Source organism: Shewanella baltica, assembly GCF_900456975.1.
GTDB classification, from domain to species: Bacteria; Pseudomonadota; Gammaproteobacteria; order Enterobacterales; family Shewanellaceae; genus Shewanella; species Shewanella baltica.
This window is the reverse complement of record NZ_UGYM01000002.1, coordinates 1891630-1912858: the sequence shown is the minus strand read 5'-3', so window position 1 is coordinate 1912858 and position 21229 is coordinate 1891630. Positions and strand designations below refer to the sequence as shown.

The window sequence follows — 21229 nt, the reverse complement described above, 5'->3', positions numbered from 1 at the left end:
ATTGTTTTTAATTAATTAAATAAAATTAAACTAAAAAAGTTATAATTAGCATGAAAATAGATCATAAAAGAAAGTCACTATTTATGGGGTTTGAGCATCATTTTATTTAATCGAGATTGAATGGCATCATCAATAGCTTGATTGATTTTTTTGCCACTGCAGTCAAATGGGAAGCCTAAATTTTCTGCGTAAGGATTGACTTGAGTCCCCAATTGTACCACGCGATAACAAGTATCCCCTTTACGCACAATACGATTTGGATCTAAGGGTAAATCTAGACTCGTTGTGCCACCGAAATCATCGGCGTTAGGGACAAATAACACTTCCATCTCAGGGCTCATTTCACTCATATTCGATTTCCGGGTGAATTTATCGGCCTGTTCAATGACGAGATCATCGAGCGCTTGCTCGCGCTGACGTTCAAAATATTGCTGGGTGAATAAACTCATGCTTGAGCTTGTCGCTATTGTGCTCTCACCTTCTGCTGCAGGCGAACTCTGAGCGCCAAGCTGCGTCTTAATTTCTGTGGCATCAAACATATTTGTTGGCTTTTTTGCCGTCGCTTCCGCGGGCTGTACTTCACTTGGGGCACTTGATTGAGATTGGCTCGATTGAGTGATGTCAGGTTTAACCGTATCTGGCTTCACTTTTCCCTGATCTACTTTTTCAGGCACGACCTTTTCAAATATTGGCATAGGCTTAACTTGAGTTGTAGGCGTGGGAACAGTTGTAGGCGTAACAGAACTTGTCATCTCAGTCTTATCCTCGGCCTTGCTCTCTGTTTCTAGCGCAGCGCTTTCAGCCTTCTCTACCGCGGGAGCATAAATAAAATAAGCTTTGAGCGCCGTCACTTTAGGGCCCCGGCTTTCTGTTTCCGTTAATCCAAAGAGATTTAACTGTGGGCGCCACAAAATGCAGATAAGTAAGAATAAACACGAATGCACTAAGAGCACAAAAAAAAGTAGACTTAATCCTTTGAAATACGGCTGACGAGCACGTAAAACGGATCCCGCCCCCAATGCCTGAGCATAGGTTTGTAACGTACAAGACAGTTCAAATTGGGATTCTAATTTAGACTCAGATGCCAAAGCATCACCCTGATCACTGAGGTGATCATCAAATGCAATAAAAGTCTCGCATTCTGGCGATGTGACCGATGACGATGTGACCGAAATAGGCAAATCACTATCAGCATCATCTCCAATCGCTATTGCTGTAGGAGATACTGTCAATAAAGGCACGGCTTTGGGTTGACGTTGAAAAGGCAAAATCCATCCTTAGGTTTTGTGTAGTCTCAATTGATTTCGATGATGCTTAACGTGGAACAATTGCACTCAAATTCAATATCGAGTTGCTGAATATTGAAAGAGAATTATCCAATGATTGCATTTACTTGCGAGTGCTCAACGCAGATTAGAGGAGGCAAACAGGGTAAAGTTCAACGCGAATGCAACACGTTACAAGCGCAGTGCTTACGCCAATGCTTAGTAAGACACTTGTCAGTCGAGACAAATAAGGCTGGGAATTGAGATCACAATCGCGCTAAATTGATGGGAAAATGCTTGCTAACTCTTACGTCTTAAAGCGGATAACATCATCAATGCGATACGCTGACGGGAATGCAAGACGGCGTAAAAAAGATAAAAGATGAAAACAACAGTAGCCAGTCACAAATTTAAGCTTACAAGTGTACGCTTAAATATGGTGATTTATTTTCCTAACTGATAGACTCAGTCATTATCGTTTGCGAGTGTGTATCTACCATGTCGAGTCAAAGTGTTGTCGAACAACAAAACCCAGCTAACATCCCTGCTAAGTCTGGGCCGTATAGTATTAAAGAAGAAATCGCTAATAGTGTATCCCATGGCTTAGGCGTCATCGCAGGCATAGCGGCATTGGTACTGATGTTACTCAAAGGGCAAGATCATCTAACGCCAATTCAACTAACAGGCGTTGCCATTTATGGTGCGAGCATCATTGTGCTTTTTCTATGCTCGACCTTATACCACAGCGTTAGCCATTCAGGCTGGAAACATAAACTTAAGATCGCCGATCACTGCGCAATTTACTGCTTGATTGCAGGAACTTACACACCTTTGATGCTGATAAGCCTACAGGGGACGCAATCGATAGTGATTTTAACAGCGATTTGGTCGCTTGCGATTGGTGGGATCCTATTTAAGACGCTATTTATTCACAAATTCAAAAAGTTAAGCTTAGTCTTGTATCTCGCCATGGGTTGGCTATGTGTCACTGTGATGGGCGATTTAACGGCGGCCATGTCGGAGTTGGGTTTCAATCTATTGATCTTAGGCGGGTTATTTTACACTTTAGGGGTGGTGTTCTACGTCGGGAAACGCATTCCATTTAACCATGCCATTTGGCATTTGTTCGTGCTTGGCGGTGCCATGAGTCACTTTCTGTGTATTTATCTGACTGTTATTTAAATGAATATGATTTACCTGATGGTGATTTAACTGGCTCTTATTTAACTGACGGTGATTTATCTGTGGGTCAAAGCTGAAAGTCGTTAATTATCTATTCAAGCACTTCCTCAAACGTTCTCTCGAACATCGCAATCAAGTACGGCTATTCAATTCAGTAAATAGCGACGCTAATAGCGTCGCTTGTTCTGCTCTGCCACACTGGCGCCAAAGCGCAATAATGCATTCTGCGGTGCACAAGCCCCCTTCTTGCTGATTACGCCGCAATATAAAGGCGGATTCAGGCATAAGTGGCGGCAAACTGACTCGTGCAGCCGTTTTCAGATAGGGGCTCTGGCGCAGCATCTTACGTGCCTCCTGCCAGGTCGCATCTAAAATCACCACTTGGCTCGGCATTAGTTCTGCTATCACTGTAGATTGCGCTGGTGCTAAAAAGGCTTGTGCGTTCGAGAGCGCCGGCTCAGCTAAAACCGTATCTAAGGCATTATGATAAATGGGCACAGCGGGCTCAGTATCGCTTGCTGGAAACAACAGTTTGGCCTGCTGGGATGCCAACATAGCCACTAAATCGTTATCAGGTGCCGTTCTCGACCAGACGATGCTTTTCACCTCTTCAGGGAATGCGGCTAACGCAAGTTGGCCAGTATTCGTTTTGCGGCTTAACTCGCGTTCGTGGGTCAATAAAATAATCTGCATTACCTTCCTTGCTGCGGCAAAAGAATGAGAAATAGCATTAAAAATCTACTGATGTCAGCCACAGGCTCGAAGCAATATCAGCTTAAAAGAGCACGTTGAAATAACGACGTTTAATCGCTAACCAAGCCCTGCTCACTCAGTTATGTGTGAAATAAAATCATATATTAAGATAATGATTTAAAAGTGATAAAACTTACAAGCATTCCAACACTATCTGTTTTAGCAGAAAAGTTTCACGCTCTATTGATTGGCCTTTATGGGGGTGATTACGCTGAATATCTTCGTTATGGGCGATAGCTTGATGAATATTAAGCCATTCAGGCCGCATGCCATTTTTTATCTCATGGGCTTCTAATCGAGTCTCACCTAAACCACGCTCGCCCAGTGCGGTGTCGATACGGCACACGTAACAGAATGACTCCATGTGCACTACGTTCGCCCCTTCACGGTACCAAGGCCGAAACTCTTCGTAACGGCCAAAGGGCGCTAACACTTGAATGTCTAGGGCGCCGGTTTCTTCCTGTAGCTCGCGGATCAGTCCATCTTCGAGGCTCTCGCCATCGTCAATTCCGCCGCCGGGTAAGCTGTAGTCGCGGTATTTTTGAGTATACAGCAGCAAAATGTCTTCACCCGATAACACAATCGCGCGGGCAGCTCTGCGATAAAAAACGCGTGCCGTCTGTAGGTTAACCGCTGGATCTTGGGTGGTTCTCAATAAACGCATAGTCGTAGCCATTTGCCGAAAAGGAGTCGCAGCATAAACGAAAATGTGCCAAATGCAGATCAAAAACTGTAGCAGAGGCAATAATCACACTCAGTCCCGTCCGAGTGATTAATAGGTTTTAGCGATTAGACTCTTGATTATTAACGGCTTAGGCTAAAATCGATTTGCCCATGATATTAACGTTATCTCTTTCGCCGATTCTCATCGTCGTTGCTCATCTTTGGTGCCCATCGTAATGTCCAAGCGGAAAAATGCTCAAGAGCATTCAAACTAACTATGCTCACTTAAGAGCTGGGCCAATTGCTGCTGATAGGCATCAATAATCTCTGGTGTTTGCTTATGCGTGGGCATGCGTAGGTAATGACCAATCACCTGCGACAGATAACGCTTCGCTCGCGGCAAACTTGTTTCATCTAGCGTCTGCCACATTAACGAACCCGTAGCACTGATAGGCAGACCATTTGGAGCCGCGATTGTACTGACATGGAGGATTTCGTAGAAACGTTGATTCTCTTCCAATAAATGTTCCGACTTAAGCCCTAGCCCTAAGGCAGTGAGTGATTGCCTGACATAGTAATTATGATGCACGGGACACAAAATAAATTCGAGGTGCCGCTGTGGGTGCTGGGCTAGAATTGCCTTCACTAAGTCCACCAGCAGTTCACCGCCCACACCAGCGATGATGATCAACTGTTTATCCTTGTCACTGGTTTGCGCGAGCGGTAAAGCCACAACATCAAGGCAATGCACTTGCCACTGAGTATGACGACTTAAATTTGGGTCTATGTCTAGGTTTAAGTGTGGGTCTATTTCTGGGTTTAAGTCTGGATCTAAGTTTGGATTAAGGCCTGATATGTCAGCGGGGAAGAAACGCTGCAAACGCAGTTCAAGCGCCTGCATCAGCGAAGGGACACAATCGACAAAGTGTACATGGCGGGCAGCGCTCCTTTCTAGCAACAGCATACCGAGTAAACCATGATCGCAGCAGCAATCCCAAATATGATCGTAATGACCACTGATCATGCTGTTTATCTGTTGTAAACGTTGGCTAATTTTCACGGTTTGACCTTACTGCTGCGGCTCCAAATACTATAAATCCCACTGTAAATCCCACGCTAAATTGCATTTTTAAGCAAAAAGAAAGCGCGCATATTACCCGAGTCAAAAGCAAACCACATCTTTTGTTCGTGCCCTCGCAATACTTCTCGTCACTTCTGTTACGTCACGCCTTAATGTGGTGAATACGTATGCAGGCCGTTGCGGTTAAAAAGCCATCGCCACTAGTATGCTGTGAGTCACATTCATTATAAAAACAAGGATCAAGGAATGTTCATCAAGACCAACCCTATTCAGTTTACTGGCCGTCACTTAACAAAGAGTCACGCTCGCCAGAGCTCAGCGCGCCAAAAGCGATCGCAAGCGCTATTGTGCCCTACACTTATCGCTCTTGCGGTTACGAGTCTCTTTAGTGCCAACGTATTTGCCAAAACCGTTACCGTCAGCTCACCCAACCAACAAATTCAAATCAGCTTGAGTGACGATACTGGCCGCCCCGAATATAAAATCGATTTTCACGGCAAGACAGTCATAGAACCGAGCCGCTTAGGCTTAGTTTTTCAATCCCTTGGTGAACTCGGTCAAGGATTGCAGATTAAAAGTAGCGATAAAAAGAGTGCCGATGACAAGTGGCAACAACCTTGGGGCGAGCAGGAATGGATCCGCGATCAGCACAATCAACTGACCGCGGTATTAAGCAACGGCAAGGTGCAGCTCGAAGTCGAGTTTAAAGCCTTTGACGATGGTATTGGCTTTCGCTATCACTTAGCCCAACAAGCCTCCCTTCCCGCTAATTCGCCGATCTTAATCACAGACGAGTTAACCGAGTTCAATGTCGGTCAAGCCGATAAAGCCACCGCTTGGTGGATCCCTGCCCGTGGCTGGAATCGCTACGAATATTTGTATCGCACCACAGCGCTGAAAGAAGTCGATAGAGTCCACACGCCCTTCACCTTTAAACTCGCGAACGGTACGCACTTAAGTATTCACGAGGCCGCCTTGGTGGACTTTGCCGCCATGACCTTAGATCAGCAGCGCGATGGCAAGCTTAAGGCCGATCTCACGCCTTGGTCCGATGGCATTCGCGTCAAAACTCAAGTGGGCTTTTATACGCCGTGGCGCACCATTCAAATTGCCGACAACGCGACTGGGCTGCTCAATTCGCACCTTATCCTTAACCTCAATGAGCCCAATAAACTCGGCGATGTTGCTTGGGTAAAACCGGGGAAATACGTCGGTATTTGGTGGGGAATGCACTTAAATGAAAATACTTGGGGTTCGGGCCCAACCCACGGCGCCAACACCAGCGAAACCGAACGCTACATGGATTTCGCCGCTAAATATCAGTTTGATGGTGTATTGGTAGAAGGTTGGAATGAAGGTTGGGACGGCGACTGGTTCCATAATGGCGATCAATTTAGCTTTACTAAGGCCTATGCCGATTTCGATCTGCCCGCCATCACAGCCTACGGGGCGAAAAAAGGGGTGCGTTTAATCGGCCACCATGAAACAGCAGGCTCTGTTACCCATTATCGCGATCAAATGGCTGATGCCTTTGCCCTGTATGAGCAGCAGGGTGTTACCCAAGTCAAAACGGGCTATGTCGCCGATGGTGGCCAAATCAAGCGTATCGATGACAAAGGCATTACCCGTCACGAGTGGCACGATGGCCAGTTTATGGTCGGCGAGTATCTGCACAGCGTCACAGAAGCTGCGAAACACCATATCAGCATCAATAGTCACGAGCCAATTAAAGACACAGGCCTGCGCCGAACCTATCCGAACTGGATCTCCCGCGAAGGCGCCCGCGGCCAAGAGTACAATGCCTGGGGTAGCCCACCAAATAGCCCTGAACATACGGCCATGTTACCGTTCACCCGTATGCTCGCTGGCCCAATGGACTTTACCCCGGGGATTTTTGACTTAGCACCTAAGGGGTTGGATGCGCAAAACCGTGTGCAAACCACCTTGACCAAACAGCTCGCCTTGTACGTTGTGCTCTATAGCCCAATCCAAATGGCAGCAGACTTACCGCGCAATTATGAAAAGCACTTAGATGCCTTCCAATTTATCCGCGATGTGCCCACCGATTGGTATCAGAGTGTCGCGCTTGCCGGTGAAGTTGGCGACTATGTGGTCTTTGCCCGCCAAGCAAAGGATCAAGGTGATTGGTACTTAGGTGCACTCACGGATGAAACCGCACGTAAGATCACGGTTAAACTGGATTTCCTCGATCCCAAAAAACGTTATCAAGCGCAGATTTACCGCGATGGCGCAAACGCCGATTGGAAAACCAATCCCTATGATTATGTGATTGAGACTAAAGAAGTGAATGCTAAAGATAGCCTAAACCTCGCACTCGCCAGCAGTGGCGGTACAGCAATCAGATTCAAAGTACTTTAAATTTAGTGCGTTAGGTTTAGCGCTTTAAATTCGGCATGTTAACGTCAGCGCGTTAACTGAGTGTTTGAGCGAGTGTTTGAGCGAGTGTTTGAGCGAGTGTTTGAGCGAGTGTTTGAGCGAGTGTTTGAGCGAGTGTTTGAGCGAGTGTTTGAGCGAGTGTTTGAGCGAGTGTAAAAATACAGAGTAAAAAACAGAAAGTCACCAAGGATGTACCTTGTCCTTGGTGACTTTTTATTGCCAAATAGCACCTGTTTATCCCAATACAAAACGTAAAAGTTAATCCCCCTCGAAGCGTCTTAGCTGATGTTGGCGTAAATTCAGTTCGTGCCTAGGCCGACAAATCAGCATGAACCGAATACACAGGCTTTTAAATACCCTCGCAAACTAGCCAACAGCACAGACTAACCACTCCAATCCAAGGCGAAGGCGAACAATCAACACAGGTGCAAAAATGCCTCAGTTAGATTAATCTGACCTTCCTTTACTTGCTAATGGTGCTCAGCGTGCGATATAAGGCAAATTTATTAGAAATGCGCAGCTTTAAGCGTTTTGAGACCGAACTCGCACACTTAGGCTTTACGCATTTTCAACCCTTAGCGCCACTTCGCCCTTGGGTGCAGCGCTACTTTCATTTGCGCGTAGCGACCGATTTACCGCAGGGCATTGAGCAGACATTTTATCCGGACGGCGGCACTAGCCTACATTTCTATTTCCCAACACAAACGCTAACTCAAACGATAAGCAGCGATGAACCCAAAGTGTTGTTTCATTGTGGTCAAAGCCGACATTCCCACGCCTTTTTGCCAGGAATCGAGCTGCTGATAGTTCGCTTTCACCCCGGCGGCGCGTTTCATTTACTCGGCATTGAACTGCAAGATATTAAGTCTACGACATCAGTGACGGCTATTGATGCGACGCAATTGCAGCTAACAGGATTGGATCAACTGCTATCACAACTGGCGCAAACCAATCAACCAGCCCGACGCATCGCATTACTTGAGCATTGGCTATTGCAACTCAACCAGCGGCAATTTACTGCGGCCTTATCTCGGCATGAATGCGCGAGGATTGGCTTAGTGCAGGCGAGTTTGCCAAAGCTTATTCAAACCCAAGCCAGTTTAGAGGATTTCTACGGACAACTGCCCCTAAGTCGTCGTCAGTTTGAACGAAGATTTAAACAAGAAACCGGATTGTCGCCAGCGCAGTTACTGCAGTTAAACAGAGTCAAAGTCGCCCGTAACCTACTCAGTCAATCACCTAACCTCAGCCTAGTGCAAGTTGCATTCGATTGCGGATTTTACGATCAAGCCCATCTACATCAACACTTTGTGCGAGTGACACAGCAAACGCCAGGACAATACAAAAAGCGTAAAATGTCGCAAATCTCCAATCCTACGTCGCGCTAACCGCTTAGATTGAAGCCTCAGCTTATAGGAGGCTTTTATGTCAGAACGTATACCACGCCAGCAAATTTATCAGCTACAACCCGCACTCGCCAACGCACTGTTAAGCTTAGACAAAGCAGCCGGCGACTCCCACTTTGCGCCATTACTGGTGCATTTAGTCAAGCTCAGAGCATCGCAACTCAATGGCTGCGCGTTTTGTCAGCGAAGGCACGCCGAGGAAGCCAGAAATGACGGTGAAGAACAGCTGCGTTTAGATTTACTTGCAGCTTGGCATGAGGTCGATGGAATCTTTAATGAACGGGAACGTGCAGCGCTGCTCTGGACAGAAATCTTAACCCAAGTTGCTACTGCACCCGTGCATGACAGTCAGTATGCGGCGCTTGCAGAGCATTATTCCGAGAAAGAAATTGTCGACCTCACCAGCTTAATCATTGCCATTAATGGCTGGAACCGCATCGCGATCGCCTTCCACTTGCAACCCATATAGCAGCAAATAAATGGACAATAAAAAGGGCACCTAATCGGGTGCCCTGTTTGTTGGTATCACTATGCCGTTCGTATCGCTATGCCGTTAACTTAAGGTCAGCGCGACAATTTTAAGTGGATGATTGTCATCGAACGAAGGGAAATCTTCATGGGGATCAAGCCAAGTGTGCGCTGTGACTGTACGACCTTGTTTTTCAACGCAGCGTACTAAACTGTCAAACCATGCTTGGCGCTCAACTTTCGCCACATTGTTGCAGCAAACGATAGTGCCGCCGACTTTAGTCGCCATTAATGCAGGCTTAAATAAACCTTGATAATCATTGATCAAATCGACAATACCGAAAGCACTCTTGGCATAACGCGGTGGATCGAGGAACACGAGATCAAACTGGGTTTGCGGCAATTTTGGGTAGCTCGGTAATTTTTGATTACGGCGCCCTCCCACACTTAAACCAGCCAATTGGCGCAATGCCGGAAACGCATCACTCTGCACAAACTCACACACATTGGACACCTGATTTAACGCCGCATTCGCTTTGCCCGTCGCTAAAGCAAAGGAAGAAAAATCGACGTTCATCACCCGAGTCGCGCCGCCGATGGCTGCCGCTGTACCAATGCCGCAGGTGTAAGAAAATAAATTCAGCACGGTTTTATCTTGGCTGTTTGCCCGCACATATTCACGACCAATGCGCATATCGAGGAATAACAGCGGATCTTGTCCTTCGTGGCGCAGTTTAGTGCTGAACTTAATACCATTTTCCTGCATGACTCGCTCAGAACTCGCGATCTCTGTCAGTGCCGGTGATAACGCGTTCAATACGCGGGAATTGCCTAATGAGCGGTCGTTATACACAATCGGCAAATCGGTCTGTTGCAGCAAAACGGCGCTAATATCGCTCAACTCTTCGTCGGTTAAGGTCTGATGAAAACTCTGCACTAGCCAAGTATCGCCGTAACGGTCGACATTCAAGCCACTCACGCCTTCGACTGTGCCATGGAACACCCGAAAACAATCGGTTTGATCCTGTTCTGCTTGTTGTAAAAAATCATGGCGTTTCGCCAGAGCCGTCGATAACAGCGTTTGAATAGACATAAAAAGCGGGACTCGCGCAGCGGAAACCTGCGTAAGGTTTCAAGAAGGAAAACGGCATAATAACAAACTAGGTCGCAGAATATCGGATAAATTCACCAAAAGAGCGCTAAATTGCAGGCTTTGGCCCGTTCCAACGAGGGCCCGACTCCCTTAGCATAGCTCTCTCGATAGCACTGTTGGATATAAGGTCAGATACCGCTCATGCTGATCATTTGAATAATCATTAGCTTGAAATCTAGCGCTCGCGTTTAGCTAGCGTCAGTGCAATCTTAACCTAAGCCGTTTTCTGAGTGCCCTTTCATTCTTAGTCCATCTCAAACTCACTTCACCCGTTTGTGATTTAGTTCACTGAGCCCTTGATGTATAAGGCTAAAGCATGCAGATGGATTTTCTAACGGCAGCAGATGTCCATATCGCTTATCTTCTAAAAATACTGTATCCGGCGTGAGCTGTTGCCAGCGCTGCCAGGTCGCTTCAGAAAAGAACACTGACGGTTTCCCTCGGATGGCGACGCAGGGAAGCTTTATCTGCTTCAATATCGATAATACATTCGGCGGTTGAGTGTAGTTATGCGCTTCCCATCGTTTAGGAAACTTCAACATGAATTGGCCATCATTGTTTTGATAAATCCCGAATTGAGCTAAGGCGATAAAAGCCTCATCATCAAAGCGTTTGTATAGCTTACTCATTTTGCAATATTCGATATATTGCTCCCGGGTTTCCCACACATCGCGCTTCTTTAAGGTGTTTTTTGCGGGCGCGGTCAGATTCATTAACGATTTAGGCATTAACTTAGCAAACCAAGCGATAGGGAGCGATACCATTGCAGGTTCAATTAGTATCAGTGCTTTAAACAAATCAGGTCTTTTATTGGCGGCAAGAATGGTACAGGTTGCTCCCATGGAATGGCCAATTCCCACAATCGGCGCACTGCAATGCCGCTCAATATGCAAGATCAAATCATCGGCATAAAGCTGCCAATCTCGACGCTTAGGCGGCATACCTGCATCAGGCCATGTCGGCCTTAACTCCAGTGCATTAAGGCTAAACTCTTGCTTCAACTTGGCCAATAAGGGCGCATAAACGCCTAATGGAAAACCATTGGCATGATAGAAATGAGCGGGTTCGCCAGTATCTGAAAAGGCTTTAAAAACCTTAGCCAGCTGTAATTCAGTCCAAATTTGATCCATCAAATCCCACTTATCGAGTCACAGTGTTATAGTTCAACGGATTCAATCGTACCAATCTAAATCGCTAGGCACCTTACGCTCAAGCTACGAAATCTAACCTGCCGATATTAGCCTCCACGACGGCCTAAAAGGTTATTAAATCACTTCAATTAACTGCTCTAATCCGGGCGCGGTTTTAGTCGGCACAAACTCTATTACCTCAAACTCGGCAACATCGGCAATGCAGAACGGATCTTGCTGCAAAATGGCCTCTAGCGCCGCGCGACTCTCAGCCTTAGCAAGGATGACACCGCCGGTACGTGGCACTTTGCGACCCGAGGCGACAAAAGTCCCTGCGGCATAATACTGCTCAAGGTAGGCAATGTGGGCGGCTAAATGTAACTCCACTTCGGCAATAGGCTTTTTATAGGTGAGCGAAACAACAAACATAGGTATCCTCTTATTCACAAGTTTGGGGCATAGGGTTCCCCCAGCTGACTATATAGTGCGGTCCTAAAGTGTCAAATGAACTTAGCTTCCTGCAAAGTTAAAAATAGCCAACAGCAGGTTGCACCCCTGTTTACCAGAAGTTATCAACCCATGATGAATACGTATGTAAGCAGTTGTGCACAAATCCACGCCGAGGCTACTATAAATCCGCTAGTTTCACCCTCTGCTTGTGGGGTTTGAAATCTGTGAGGTCGTTTCTGATAGGGTTATATACAAGGATTGCTATCAGGCTTAAGTTCTTTCTGCTGACTGGCTTTGAGCCACTCTTTTGGACTAACCGCTTTTAACTAAAGCTGAGGTCCAATTTAGAAATGAATTTATTGGCGAATATACTTCTGAGGGAGAGGTATATTCGCCATTTTTTCACAGAGCAGACTCATTCATAGCATGCGCGAAACCATAGCGAACAAGCTTTGAATCTAACTATCGGTTGTTTCGGGGACTTGCTGGCTTTTACAGGAAGCCTTTAACACAAGCCTCTTAGCAGTGATGAATAGCGAACCACATAAAAGCAAAGTACAGTGCCAATCCATTGCTCGGCAAAACAATTAAAACAATAAGCACTCAAGGCAGAAATACTGCCGGCAACAGAAAGGAAGTTCAATGTCTTCGAATCATCAACAGGCTAATCAAAAAGATAGCCATCAAGCTGCCACGCCTCAGGCGCCGCATTCATTCAAGCAACAACCTGAGCTGAATTTCTGGCAAATTTTTAATATGTGCTTCGGTTTTTTAGGCATTCAATTTGGTTTTGCCCTACAAAATGCTAACGTCAGCCGCATTTTTCAAACCTTAGGTGCATCTATCGATGAAATCCCTATTCTGTGGATTGCCGCGCCGCTGACGGGTTTATTGGTTCAACCTATTATTGGTTATTTGAGTGATAAAACCTGGGGATGCCTTGGCCGTCGCCGCCCTTATTTTTTGATTGGCGCGATTTTTACCACTCTCGCTATTTTCATCATGCCGCACTCGCCTACCCTGTGGATTGCCGCGGGCATGTTGTGGATCATGGATGCTTCGATCAACATCGCCATGGAGCCGTTTCGCGCCTTCGTTGGTGACAATTTACCGAAAAGCCAGCGTACCCAAGGCTATGCCATGCAAAGCTTTTTTATCGGCATTGGCGCTGTGGTCGCGTCAGCTTTACCCTATATTTTGACTCACTTTTTTGCTGTCGCCAATACTGCACCAGCGGGTGAAATCGCCGACTCAGTGCGTTATGCCTTCTATTTCGGTGGCGCAGTATTATTGCTAGCGGTCACTTGGACTGTCGTATCGACAAGAGAATATTCCCCCGAAGAGTTAGCCGCCTTTAACGCAAAACAAGTCGATGCTGAGGATGAAACTTTAGCTCGCACTCGTACCCGTAAGGATTATCAATTTGCGTCCTTCGTGTGGATGGGTCTCGGTGCCCTGCTCACCTTCGCTATTTGGGCGCAGGATTTAGATAAGCAACTGTATATCTTAAGCTTAGGGATTTTCGCCTTTGGCCCATTGCAACTGTATTGCGCGCTGCGTTTGGGCAATTCACAACCCGCTGAACGCAATAAGCTCGGCATGGTATTTAGCGTGGTCGATGACTTATTCCATATGCCCAAAGCCATGCATCAACTGGCGATAGTGCAGTTTTTCTCTTGGTTTGCGTTGTTTGCCATGTGGATTTACACCACAGCTGCCGTGACGTCTTACCATTTTGGCAGTAGCGATGTGTTGTCCCAAGCCTACAACGACGGCGCAGATTGGGTCGGCGTGCTGTTCGCCTCCTACAATGGTTTTGCCGCGATTGCCGCGATTTTTATACCTATGCTGGCTAAGCGTATCGGTATCAAACTGACGCACACAGTCAATATGTTCTGTGGCGGTATAGGCTTGATTAGCTTCTTCTTTATTAAAGATCCAAGCCTGTTATGGCTGCCTATGATAGGTGTCGGTATCGCGTGGGCGTCAATATTATCTGTGCCCTACGCTATGTTATCGGGCATGTTACCCCCGCAAAAAATGGGCGTTTACATGGGGATCTTTAACTTCTTCATCGTGATCCCGCAGCTTCTTGCCGCCAGTGTGCTGGGTTTAGTGCTCAATGGTCTGTTCGATGGTCAACCTATTTATGCGCTGATTACTGGTGGCGTCTTGATGATGTGCGCTGGTATTGCCGTACTTTTTGTTGAGCAAGAGATTGCGGATCAAAATGGCCAAAGCGCCGCCGTAAATAGCAAAATCAACTTAACCACAAAAGCCGCAAACAAAGTTAACTGATAACAAGTTCACTGAGGGCAGTGACGCTCAATGAGATGGCACTCAATTAAGTGCCATCTCCTTAAGTGAGGCTCTTTTAGATGCCAGGCCGTTAGATAAGAGGCAGTTAGTCGGCATACATCCAGATACGTTACGCAAGGTGAACTCGGCCAGTTGGCGATTCACCGCAGCATGAAGCTTTTATATCAATTCAATCACTATAAAAATATAACCATTATTTGGGGAGAACGAGATGGAATCTAGTCCTACGCCGCAGCAGGATCTGCACACTAGCCAAACCCGTCACGCGCAAACGTTAACAAGGCGTAGCCGCCTAGCGCTTGCCGCAAGTCTATTAGGGACAATAGGATTCACAGCCTGTTCACCCACATCGAATTTAGCAACAGCGAGCATGAGTAGCAATGCCGCATCAAATGTGCAGCTGGTTGCGCCCGGCGCACCGGGTAAAGCGCCGACTTGGGCATTTTCGGGTAAAACCGGTATTGGGACGTCTTACGAGCCTTACACCCAAGGTCAATACCAAGATGCCAAGCAAAATCCCATTAGCCGCGTTTGGTTCTCCCTCGCCCAAGGTATTTTAACCGAAACCATGTATGGTCTGATCCATAATGCGCAGCTCAAAGAACTGCAATTTGTGGTCACGGGTAATGGCTTTGTCGATACCGAAAAAGATAACACCATCAGCAGCATAGAATATTTAGATACCGATGCTAACGGTCGCCCGCAATCCCTTGCCTATAAAATTATCAATAAAGATGTTGAAGGTAAGTATCAGATTGAAAAGCATATCTTTACCGATCCCGACCGCGACACCCTAATGATACGCGTCACCTTTACCGCCTTTGAAGACGGCATTACGCCGCATTTGTATGTCAATCCGCATATCGATAACGCAGGCGCCAATGATATCGGCCGCATCGACACTCATACTGACAATCATGCCAACACTCATGCCAACACTCATGCTAGTAATCAGGCACTGGTGGCCTATACCGCCGCCAAAGACAGCAGCGTGATGACGGTGAAATCCGATCTCAATTTTGTGCAGGCAACGACAGGCTTTGTCGGCGTCTCTGATGGCCTAGCCGATTTGGCCGATAACGGCACACTCGATACGCCCTATCAAACGACCAGTGCGCAAGATAAATCGACCGTTGGCAATATCGCCTTTACTGCGAGTTACCCTACGCTCATCAAAGCCAAACCCGTCACTTTTAATCTCGCCATCGGTTTTGGTAAAGATGAAGCACAGAGTTTAGCCAATGCCGATGCCACTTTGGCCGCAGGTTATGATGCAGTGCTGAGCGCCTACAAAGGCGATGCCACCCATGTCGGCTGGCACGATTACTTAAGCTCGCTGCCCGCCATCACAAACATGGCCAACAACACTACCGATAACGGCAAGCTGCTTTATACCAGTGCTATGGTCTTGAAAGCGCAGGAAGATAAAACCTATGCGGGCGCACTGATCGCCTCGTTATCCAATCCTTGGGGCGATACGGTTTCAGCAGCCGTTCCGAGTACTGGCTATAAAGCGGTATGGCCGCGTGACTTTTACCAATGTGCCATGGCATTCCTCGCCATGGGTGACACCCAAACGCCCAAGGTGGCCTTCGAATACTTAAAAAAAGTGCAAGTAACCGAAAAGACGCCCGGCTTTACGGGTACGCCGGGTTGGTTCCTGCAAAAGACCCATGTGGATGGCCAAATTGAGTGGGTTGGTGTGCAGCTCGATCAAACCGCCATGCCTATCATGCTCGGCTGGAAACTCTGGCAAGCGGGTGTACTCACCCCCGATGAGATCAGTCACTGGTATCAAGAGATGCTAAAAGGTGCAGCGGACTTCTTGATCAGTGGCGGTGAGGTCAATCTGGATTGGAATCACACTCAAATCGCCCCGCCAAAAACCCAGCAAGAGCGTTGGGAAGAACAAGCGGGTTACTCACCCTCGACCACGGCCGCCGTGATCGCCGGTCTTGTTGCCGCGAGTGAAATAGCCAAAGAAGCCAAGGATCCCGACTCCAGCAGCCGTTATCTTGCAGCCGCCAAAGACTTAAGTAATAGTTTAGAAAAACACTTAGTCACCACCCAAGGACTACTAAAAAACAGCGCAGGCGTCAGCGCGCCTTACTATTTACGTTTAAGCCCGAATGGCGAGCCAAACACCGCCGATACACTGGCGGCGAATAACGGTAAGCAAGGTTTAGATCAGCGTCAGATCCTCGATGGCGGATTTTTAGAACTAGTACGTTATGGCGTGCGCGGTGTAACTGATAAGCTGATCAATCAAAGCCTTCAATTGATTGATAACACTGAACTTGACTCTAATTTGCGCCTTAAATATGAGTTTACCGCTAAAGATGGCAGCAAAATCCCAGGCTTTAGACGTTATGGCAACGATGGCTACGGTGAGGATACGGTTTCTGGCAAGAACTATGCGGAATCGGGCAGCAACAGCGCCGAACAACGTGGCCGCGTCTGGCCCTTCTTCACCGGTGAGCGCGGTCATTTTGAATTAGCACTCGCCCAAGCAAAAGGCGAGCTAACAGGCAATAACGCGCAGCAAACCAAGCAGCAGTTGGTAAACACCTATGTGCAGGGCATGGAAACGTTTGCGAATGCGGGCATGATGTTACCCGAGCAAGCGTGGGACGGTGTCGGCGATGCCACCCGCTACCATTACCAACTCGGACAAGGCACTAACTCAGCCACGCCGCTAGCTTGGACCCATGCCGAATACATCAAACTGGTGCGCTCGATGACCGACGGCCAAGTCTGGGATAACTACCCCATCGTCCCAACGGCATTGAAATAACGAGTTGAAGTGGCTTTTTGAAATAGCGTATTGAAATAGCGCATTGAAAAAATGTGCTGAAATAACACACTAAAACAGCGCATGAGCTTAACGATGCTTTAGCTTTAATAAATTAAGGGCTAGAACAACTCACAAATGTTGTTCTAGCCTTTTTTATATCTGGCTGTGACCTGTCAGACTCATTTTATAGAATTAATGCCCTTTTCATACTGAATTAAAGATGCATATCACCGAGTTCATTCACAACCAGTGTACAGTGCGCAAAAAACAGACGAAGAATAGCCCTGTTATGCTAACAACATCCATCAAACCTGATGAAAGTTGCGGTGATCTTTTACATATATTTTTTTAACATTCAAATCCCTTCACAGGCTGACTTCCCAAGCAACCAAATCGTGTTACATTATGTAATTAATGGCGGTTTAATTTGTTAACAGGATTTTTAATGCGACGTTTTTTGCGGGTAATGAAATGGATTTTAATCTCTCTATTATGTATTCCTGTCAGTTTATATTTCATTCTTCTGCTTATAAATTTTCGAGACAGTCCACCTTCTGAACTGGCACAAAACTACTTAGCCGACATCGCGGAAAATGATAATGCACTATCAAATCACCTTAACGATAATGCTTATGTATTTGTACTCGGTTTTGATGTCAGCAATACTGCTTCGCCAATGGATGTTGGACTAGAACGCCTCAAGAAGTTACAACACCTCGGGGTTATGGATAAACCTCAAGATAACCAACAAATCCGTTTTGAAAAGCCCCAATTACCGCTTGAACAATGCATCAAAGAAGATGATTTTCTCTCCAGCTGTAATGTAATGCTTAAACAAGAGAACAATCTTAACGCCTTACTCGATGAATATAATTGGTTAATCGTCCGCTACCAGCAGCTGCTTAATATCGGTACTTGGCAGGATGGCAGCCAATTTAATGTTTTTACAGATAGTATGCCCTTTACCCATCTGTTAGCAGCACAAAAACTCTATCTGTTTAATGTACTGACCGATGCCAGCACTATGGATCCCCTACAAGTCGCCGAGGCAATCAACCAAGATATGCTATTTTGGCAACGGCTATCAGCAAGCACTCATATGCTTATCGGTAAGATGATGAGTAATGCTGGAATGGAAGCGAATATGAAACTTGGAGAGTTGGTAATGAGTCAATTGCCGCATTCACAACTAATCGAGGCGTTACCACCAAGCTGGAAGCATGCACTGTCACCAGAAGTACTTTCGTTTGACAATGTAAAAAGGGGCGAATGGTATTACTTTACCCAGATAACCAGAGCGACACAGGTCACTAGTGATACTGACATAAATACAAAGCTAATAGAGTGGTTACTGCTACCATTGATGCAACACCAAGATACCGCCAATCGTTATGCCGCGATCCTAAACGACACGGCTCCCCTGAATGAATGTCCTAGCAATTTATCAATCGAAACTTTCAGCCAATACATCTATAACCCCGTAGGGAAATTCATACTCTGCTCTGGCATTATTTCATTAACCCCTTATCAGGAAAGGTTTAACAGACTTGAGCATCAACGAGCGGAGCTTGTTACTCGACTCCCACAAGATAGCACGAATATTAACTCCACTCTGACTGGCCAATTATAAGAATCGATATACAAAACATAGATATTTGTTATGGCTGACTCAGTTTATTCTTGCGCGGGAGTAAACTGATTTTTCCTGTTTTTCATCAGCTTATGCTGCGGATAATCTTGCGGCGTGCAACCAAATTGCATTTTAAAAGCCGCACTGAAACTGCTGACGCTCAGATAACCTAGACTATGTGCCACCCTAGTCGTGCTCTCTCCTTGGCTTAAGCTTTCAAGCGAATTTAACAAACGAAACCTTTGCCGCCATTGTCGATAAGTGAGCCCAGTTTCAGCTTTGAATAGTCGTTCAATCGTTCTCACACTCGCGCCGCCCATTTCGGCTAACTCGGTCAGGGTGTAATTCACTGTTGGGTGCCGGATCAACTTTTGGATCAAGCGGCTGAGTCTTGGATCTGAGCCTGCGGGTAAATGAGCATCTAGGCTGTCCAGAGTTTCGAGCTCATCAATGGCAACCAAACCCAGCCGATGCAGTTGTCCACTGCCTAAAAGGTGTGAACTCTCACAGAGTTTGAGCACCAGTTCGCGCATCAGCGCTGTCATCGTCACCATCACCACTTTTGTATCCTGTGGCCTAACATCATAGCTAGGATCAATATAGATATTGCGAGTGTGGGCGTGGGTTTCGCTGTTCACTTGATGGGGCAAATTGCAGGGGATCCACACCGCATGGGTTGAAGGTACCACCCAGACGGCATTGTCGCTGCGGACACGTAACAAGCCTTTCGCGGCCCAAAGTAGCTGCCCCCGCGGATGAGAATGAGGCTCGATGCCCGCTTCCGCCGCCATATTGCGAGTATGGGTTAGCACAGGTCGATTGGCATCTGTGATAAACGCCACGTCACTGGGCGTTAATAATGTCGCTTTAGGAACAGGTTTTGACATATTACCCTCTTAAAACGCCAAACTAAGTCAGCTATCTTAGTTGGCATCTTTTACGTATTCAACCCAATAGGTCGGTAAACATGAAACGTTTTATTGACGTTAAACCGCTAGCGTTTTTCAGTGCACTGTTGATCGCTACTTTACTTGCACTTTTTCCGCTGAGTCAGCATCCCGCGGTGTTTTCCTATAGCGGTGGCGTAGTATTAGTGACCTTAATGTTTTGGAGTACAGGTTTTTTCCCGCCCTTTATGGCGGGATTAATATTTTTTGCCCTTGCCACCATTTTCAAACTCATTGAGCCGAGTGTACTTTTTTCAGGATTCGGCTCGACTGCGGTGTGGTTAATCATTTCAGGGTTTGTGATTGGCAGTGCCATCACTCAGTCTGGTTTAAGTCGCAGAATGGCCAGTTTGATTGCCCCCATACTGACCTCAAGTTATCCACGCTTGATTGCGGGTTTGGTCTTTAGTGCCGTGCTGCTTGGCTTTGTGATGCCCTCATCCGTTGGCCGTGCGGTGGTCATGGTGCCAATTGGTATGGCGTTAGCTGAGCAAGTCGGTTTTGCTCGTGGTAGTCATGGGCGGATAGGCATTGCGACCGCCTTGGCACTGGCGTGTAACATGCCCAGTTTTGCCGTGTTGCCCGCGAATATTCCCAATATGATATTGGCGGGTTCCAGCGAGAATCTATTCAATATCCATTTTGGTTATACCGAGTATCTCTTACTGCATTTTCCAATCCTTGGTTTGCTCAAATCGATATTGATTGTGGCGCTAGTCGTCTTCCTATTTCCTGCAAAAATAGATGAAAATCGGCCTGAAAGCGTTATTGAAACAGAAGCTTATAATCTTGGTATGCAAAAGAAAGTCACAGTATTACTTGCGATAACTTTACTGTTTTGGGCGACAGACTCACTGCACGGGGTCAATCCGGCGTGGGTTGGACTGACCACAGCTATCTTGTTATTGCTCCCCAAATGGGGAGTGCTTGAGCCTAAGAGTTTTAATAGTTCGGTGGATTTTGCGACCGTCATTTTTGTCGCGGCGGCCTTAGGTCTAGGGGCATTGGTCAATCAATCTGGACTTGGCACTGCGCTAGGCCAATTGTTCAGTGAATGGCTACCATTGCAGCAAGGGGCATCGTTCCTGAATTTCATGTCGTTATCGCTGATGGGGACGCTGACGGGATTGGTAGCAACGGTTCCAGGTGTGCCGACAGTGTTGTCCCCCATGGCGGCAGATTTTGCCAATGCAACTGGCTTCTCCACCCCTGCGGTATTAATGACGCAGGTGATCGGTTTCTCAACCGTAATTTTTCCTTATCAGGTTGCCCCGTTGATTTTGGCGATGCAATTATCCCAAGAGCCCTTAAGCAAACTACTTAACATCACCTTACCGCTGGCGGCAATAACGCTCGTTGCACTGATCCCACTGGATTATCTGTGGTGGCTATGGCTCGGTTGGATTAACTAAATTGCGTTAACTAAAGCGGGTTAACTAAAGTGCGTTAACTAAATTAAATTGACGAAACACTCACCCTTGGCGGTATTGACGCCGCCAAGGGTGCTTTAGAGCAGCCATCATCAATTGCCCAGCACTCGGCACTCATCGCTCGACAGCGCATACAATCATCACACAGCATAAAACAAGTT

16 protein-coding genes are annotated in these 21229 nt (G+C 46.7%); 8 read left to right on the top strand and 8 right to left on the bottom strand.

What is annotated here, in order from left to right:
* Nucleotides 1–77: 77 nt before the first annotated feature.
* Nucleotides 78–1268: a hypothetical protein gene (locus DYH48_RS08615; protein ID WP_115334526.1), complete on the bottom strand. Its 1191-nt coding sequence runs from the start codon at nucleotides 1266–1268 to the stop codon at nucleotides 78–80.
* A 495-nt stretch (nucleotides 1269–1763) separates the two neighbouring features.
* On the opposite strand from DYH48_RS08615, the gene trhA reads away from it, so the two are divergent.
* Entirely contained in the window at nucleotides 1764–2447 is a 684-nt protein-coding gene (gene trhA, locus DYH48_RS08610) for a PAQR family membrane homeostasis protein TrhA (protein ID WP_115334525.1), read from the top strand.
* A 132-nt stretch (nucleotides 2448–2579) separates the two neighbouring features.
* On the opposite strand, the gene DYH48_RS08605 is transcribed toward trhA, so the two are convergent.
* The 3 genes from DYH48_RS08605 to DYH48_RS08595 form a co-directional block, all read right to left on the bottom strand.
* Nucleotides 2580–3140: a tRNA-uridine aminocarboxypropyltransferase gene (locus tag DYH48_RS08605; protein ID WP_115334524.1), complete on the bottom strand. Its 561-nt coding sequence runs from the start codon at nucleotides 3138–3140 to the stop codon at nucleotides 2580–2582.
* A gap of 193 nt (nucleotides 3141–3333) precedes the next feature.
* Nucleotides 3334–3864 (bottom strand): NUDIX hydrolase, encoded by a 531-nt coding sequence (locus tag DYH48_RS08600; protein ID WP_041408466.1) that lies wholly within the window; start codon nucleotides 3862–3864, stop codon nucleotides 3334–3336.
* Between the two features lie 270 nt (nucleotides 3865–4134).
* The gene (locus DYH48_RS08595; RefSeq protein ID WP_115334523.1) at nucleotides 4135–4923 is read right to left on the bottom strand and encodes a tRNA (adenine(22)-N(1))-methyltransferase; all 789 of its coding nucleotides are present in this window, start codon (nucleotides 4921–4923) and stop codon (nucleotides 4135–4137) included.
* A gap of 267 nt (nucleotides 4924–5190) precedes the next feature.
* Here DYH48_RS08595 and DYH48_RS08590 point away from each other — a divergent pair, with 267 nt between their 5' ends.
* The 3 genes from DYH48_RS08590 (at nucleotide 5191) to DYH48_RS08575 (ending at nucleotide 9216) form a co-directional block, all read left to right on the top strand.
* A complete protein-coding gene (locus DYH48_RS08590; protein ID WP_115334522.1) occupies nucleotides 5191–7323 on the top strand; it encodes a glycoside hydrolase family 97 protein in 2133 nt (710 codons plus the stop codon).
* Between the two features lie 491 nt (nucleotides 7324–7814).
* On the top strand, nucleotides 7815–8729 hold the full coding sequence (locus DYH48_RS08580; RefSeq protein WP_115334520.1) for a helix-turn-helix domain-containing protein: 915 nt from the start codon (nucleotides 7815–7817) through the stop codon (nucleotides 8727–8729).
* A 37-nt stretch (nucleotides 8730–8766) separates the two neighbouring features.
* Nucleotides 8767–9216, top strand: a complete 450-nt coding sequence (locus tag DYH48_RS08575; RefSeq protein ID WP_115334519.1) for a carboxymuconolactone decarboxylase family protein — start codon at nucleotides 8767–8769, stop codon at nucleotides 9214–9216.
* Nucleotides 9217–9300: 84 nt separating this feature from the next.
* On the opposite strand, the gene DYH48_RS08570 is transcribed toward DYH48_RS08575, so the two are convergent.
* The 3 genes from DYH48_RS08570 to DYH48_RS08560 form a co-directional block, all read right to left on the bottom strand.
* Complete coding sequence (locus tag DYH48_RS08570) at nucleotides 9301–10308, bottom strand: class I SAM-dependent rRNA methyltransferase (protein WP_107404604.1); 1008 nt, start codon at nucleotides 10306–10308, stop codon at nucleotides 9301–9303.
* Nucleotides 10309–10628: 320 nt separating this feature from the next.
* Nucleotides 10629–11498 carry an alpha/beta fold hydrolase gene (locus DYH48_RS08565; protein WP_115334518.1) on the bottom strand — a complete coding sequence of 290 codons (870 nt, stop codon included), beginning with the start codon at nucleotides 11496–11498 and terminating at the stop codon, nucleotides 10629–10631.
* 135 nt (nucleotides 11499–11633) lie between these two features.
* Complete coding sequence (locus DYH48_RS08560) at nucleotides 11634–11927, bottom strand: YciI family protein (protein ID WP_012587557.1); 294 nt, start codon at nucleotides 11925–11927, stop codon at nucleotides 11634–11636.
* Between the two features lie 663 nt (nucleotides 11928–12590).
* Here DYH48_RS08560 and DYH48_RS08555 point away from each other — a divergent pair.
* The 3 genes from DYH48_RS08555 to DYH48_RS08545 all read left to right on the top strand — a co-directional run bounded on the left by DYH48_RS08555 (nucleotide 12591) and on the right by DYH48_RS08545 (nucleotide 18691).
* Nucleotides 12591–14246 carry an MFS transporter gene (locus DYH48_RS08555; RefSeq protein WP_115334517.1) on the top strand — a complete coding sequence of 552 codons (1656 nt, stop codon included), beginning with the start codon at nucleotides 12591–12593 and terminating at the stop codon, nucleotides 14244–14246.
* Between the two features lie 232 nt (nucleotides 14247–14478).
* The gene (locus DYH48_RS08550; RefSeq protein WP_115334516.1) at nucleotides 14479–17061 is read left to right on the top strand and encodes a glycoside hydrolase family 15 protein; all 2583 of its coding nucleotides are present in this window, start codon (nucleotides 14479–14481) and stop codon (nucleotides 17059–17061) included.
* 445 nt (nucleotides 17062–17506) lie between these two features.
* Nucleotides 17507–18691 carry a hypothetical protein gene (locus tag DYH48_RS08545; RefSeq protein ID WP_006086808.1) on the top strand — a complete coding sequence of 395 codons (1185 nt, stop codon included), beginning with the start codon at nucleotides 17507–17509 and terminating at the stop codon, nucleotides 18689–18691.
* Nucleotides 18692–18735: 44 nt separating this feature from the next.
* Here DYH48_RS08545 and DYH48_RS08540 read toward each other — a convergent pair whose 3' ends face one another.
* Entirely contained in the window at nucleotides 18736–19578 is an 843-nt protein-coding gene (locus DYH48_RS08540) for an AraC family transcriptional regulator (protein ID WP_012089319.1), read from the bottom strand.
* A gap of 80 nt (nucleotides 19579–19658) precedes the next feature.
* Between DYH48_RS08540 and DYH48_RS08535 the strand changes: the two genes are divergently transcribed.
* A complete protein-coding gene (locus tag DYH48_RS08535; RefSeq protein ID WP_115334515.1) occupies nucleotides 19659–21050 on the top strand; it encodes an SLC13 family permease in 1392 nt (463 codons plus the stop codon).
* Nucleotides 21051–21229 lie beyond the last annotated feature (179 nt).

Excerpts from the sequence above, each read along its gene's own strand:
- trhA (WP_115334525.1), top strand. The coding sequence starts at position 1,764 with ATGTCGAGTCAAAGTGTTGTCGAACAACAAAACCCAGCTAACATCCCT.
- DYH48_RS08605 (WP_115334524.1), bottom strand. The coding sequence starts at position 3,140 with ATGCAGATTATTTTATTGACCCACGAACGCGAGTTAAGCCGCAAAACG.
- DYH48_RS08600 (WP_041408466.1), bottom strand. The coding sequence starts at position 3,864 with ATGCGTTTATTGAGAACCACCCAAGATCCAGCGGTTAACCTACAGACG.
- DYH48_RS08590 (WP_115334522.1), top strand. The coding sequence starts at position 5,191 with ATGTTCATCAAGACCAACCCTATTCAGTTTACTGGCCGTCACTTAACA.
- DYH48_RS08580 (WP_115334520.1), top strand. The coding sequence starts at position 7,815 with ATGGTGCTCAGCGTGCGATATAAGGCAAATTTATTAGAAATGCGCAGC.
- DYH48_RS08575 (WP_115334519.1), top strand. The coding sequence starts at position 8,767 with ATGTCAGAACGTATACCACGCCAGCAAATTTATCAGCTACAACCCGCA.
- DYH48_RS08570 (WP_107404604.1), bottom strand. The coding sequence starts at position 10,308 with ATGTCTATTCAAACGCTGTTATCGACGGCTCTGGCGAAACGCCATGAT.
- DYH48_RS08565 (WP_115334518.1), bottom strand. The coding sequence starts at position 11,498 with ATGGATCAAATTTGGACTGAATTACAGCTGGCTAAGGTTTTTAAAGCC.
- DYH48_RS08560 (WP_012587557.1), bottom strand. The coding sequence starts at position 11,927 with ATGTTTGTTGTTTCGCTCACCTATAAAAAGCCTATTGCCGAAGTGGAG.
- DYH48_RS08555 (WP_115334517.1), top strand. The coding sequence starts at position 12,591 with ATGTCTTCGAATCATCAACAGGCTAATCAAAAAGATAGCCATCAAGCT.
- DYH48_RS08550 (WP_115334516.1), top strand. The coding sequence starts at position 14,479 with ATGGAATCTAGTCCTACGCCGCAGCAGGATCTGCACACTAGCCAAACC.
- DYH48_RS08545 (WP_006086808.1), top strand. The coding sequence starts at position 17,507 with ATGCGACGTTTTTTGCGGGTAATGAAATGGATTTTAATCTCTCTATTA.
- DYH48_RS08540 (WP_012089319.1), bottom strand. The coding sequence starts at position 19,578 with ATGTCAAAACCTGTTCCTAAAGCGACATTATTAACGCCCAGTGACGTG.
- DYH48_RS08535 (WP_115334515.1), top strand. The coding sequence starts at position 19,659 with ATGAAACGTTTTATTGACGTTAAACCGCTAGCGTTTTTCAGTGCACTG.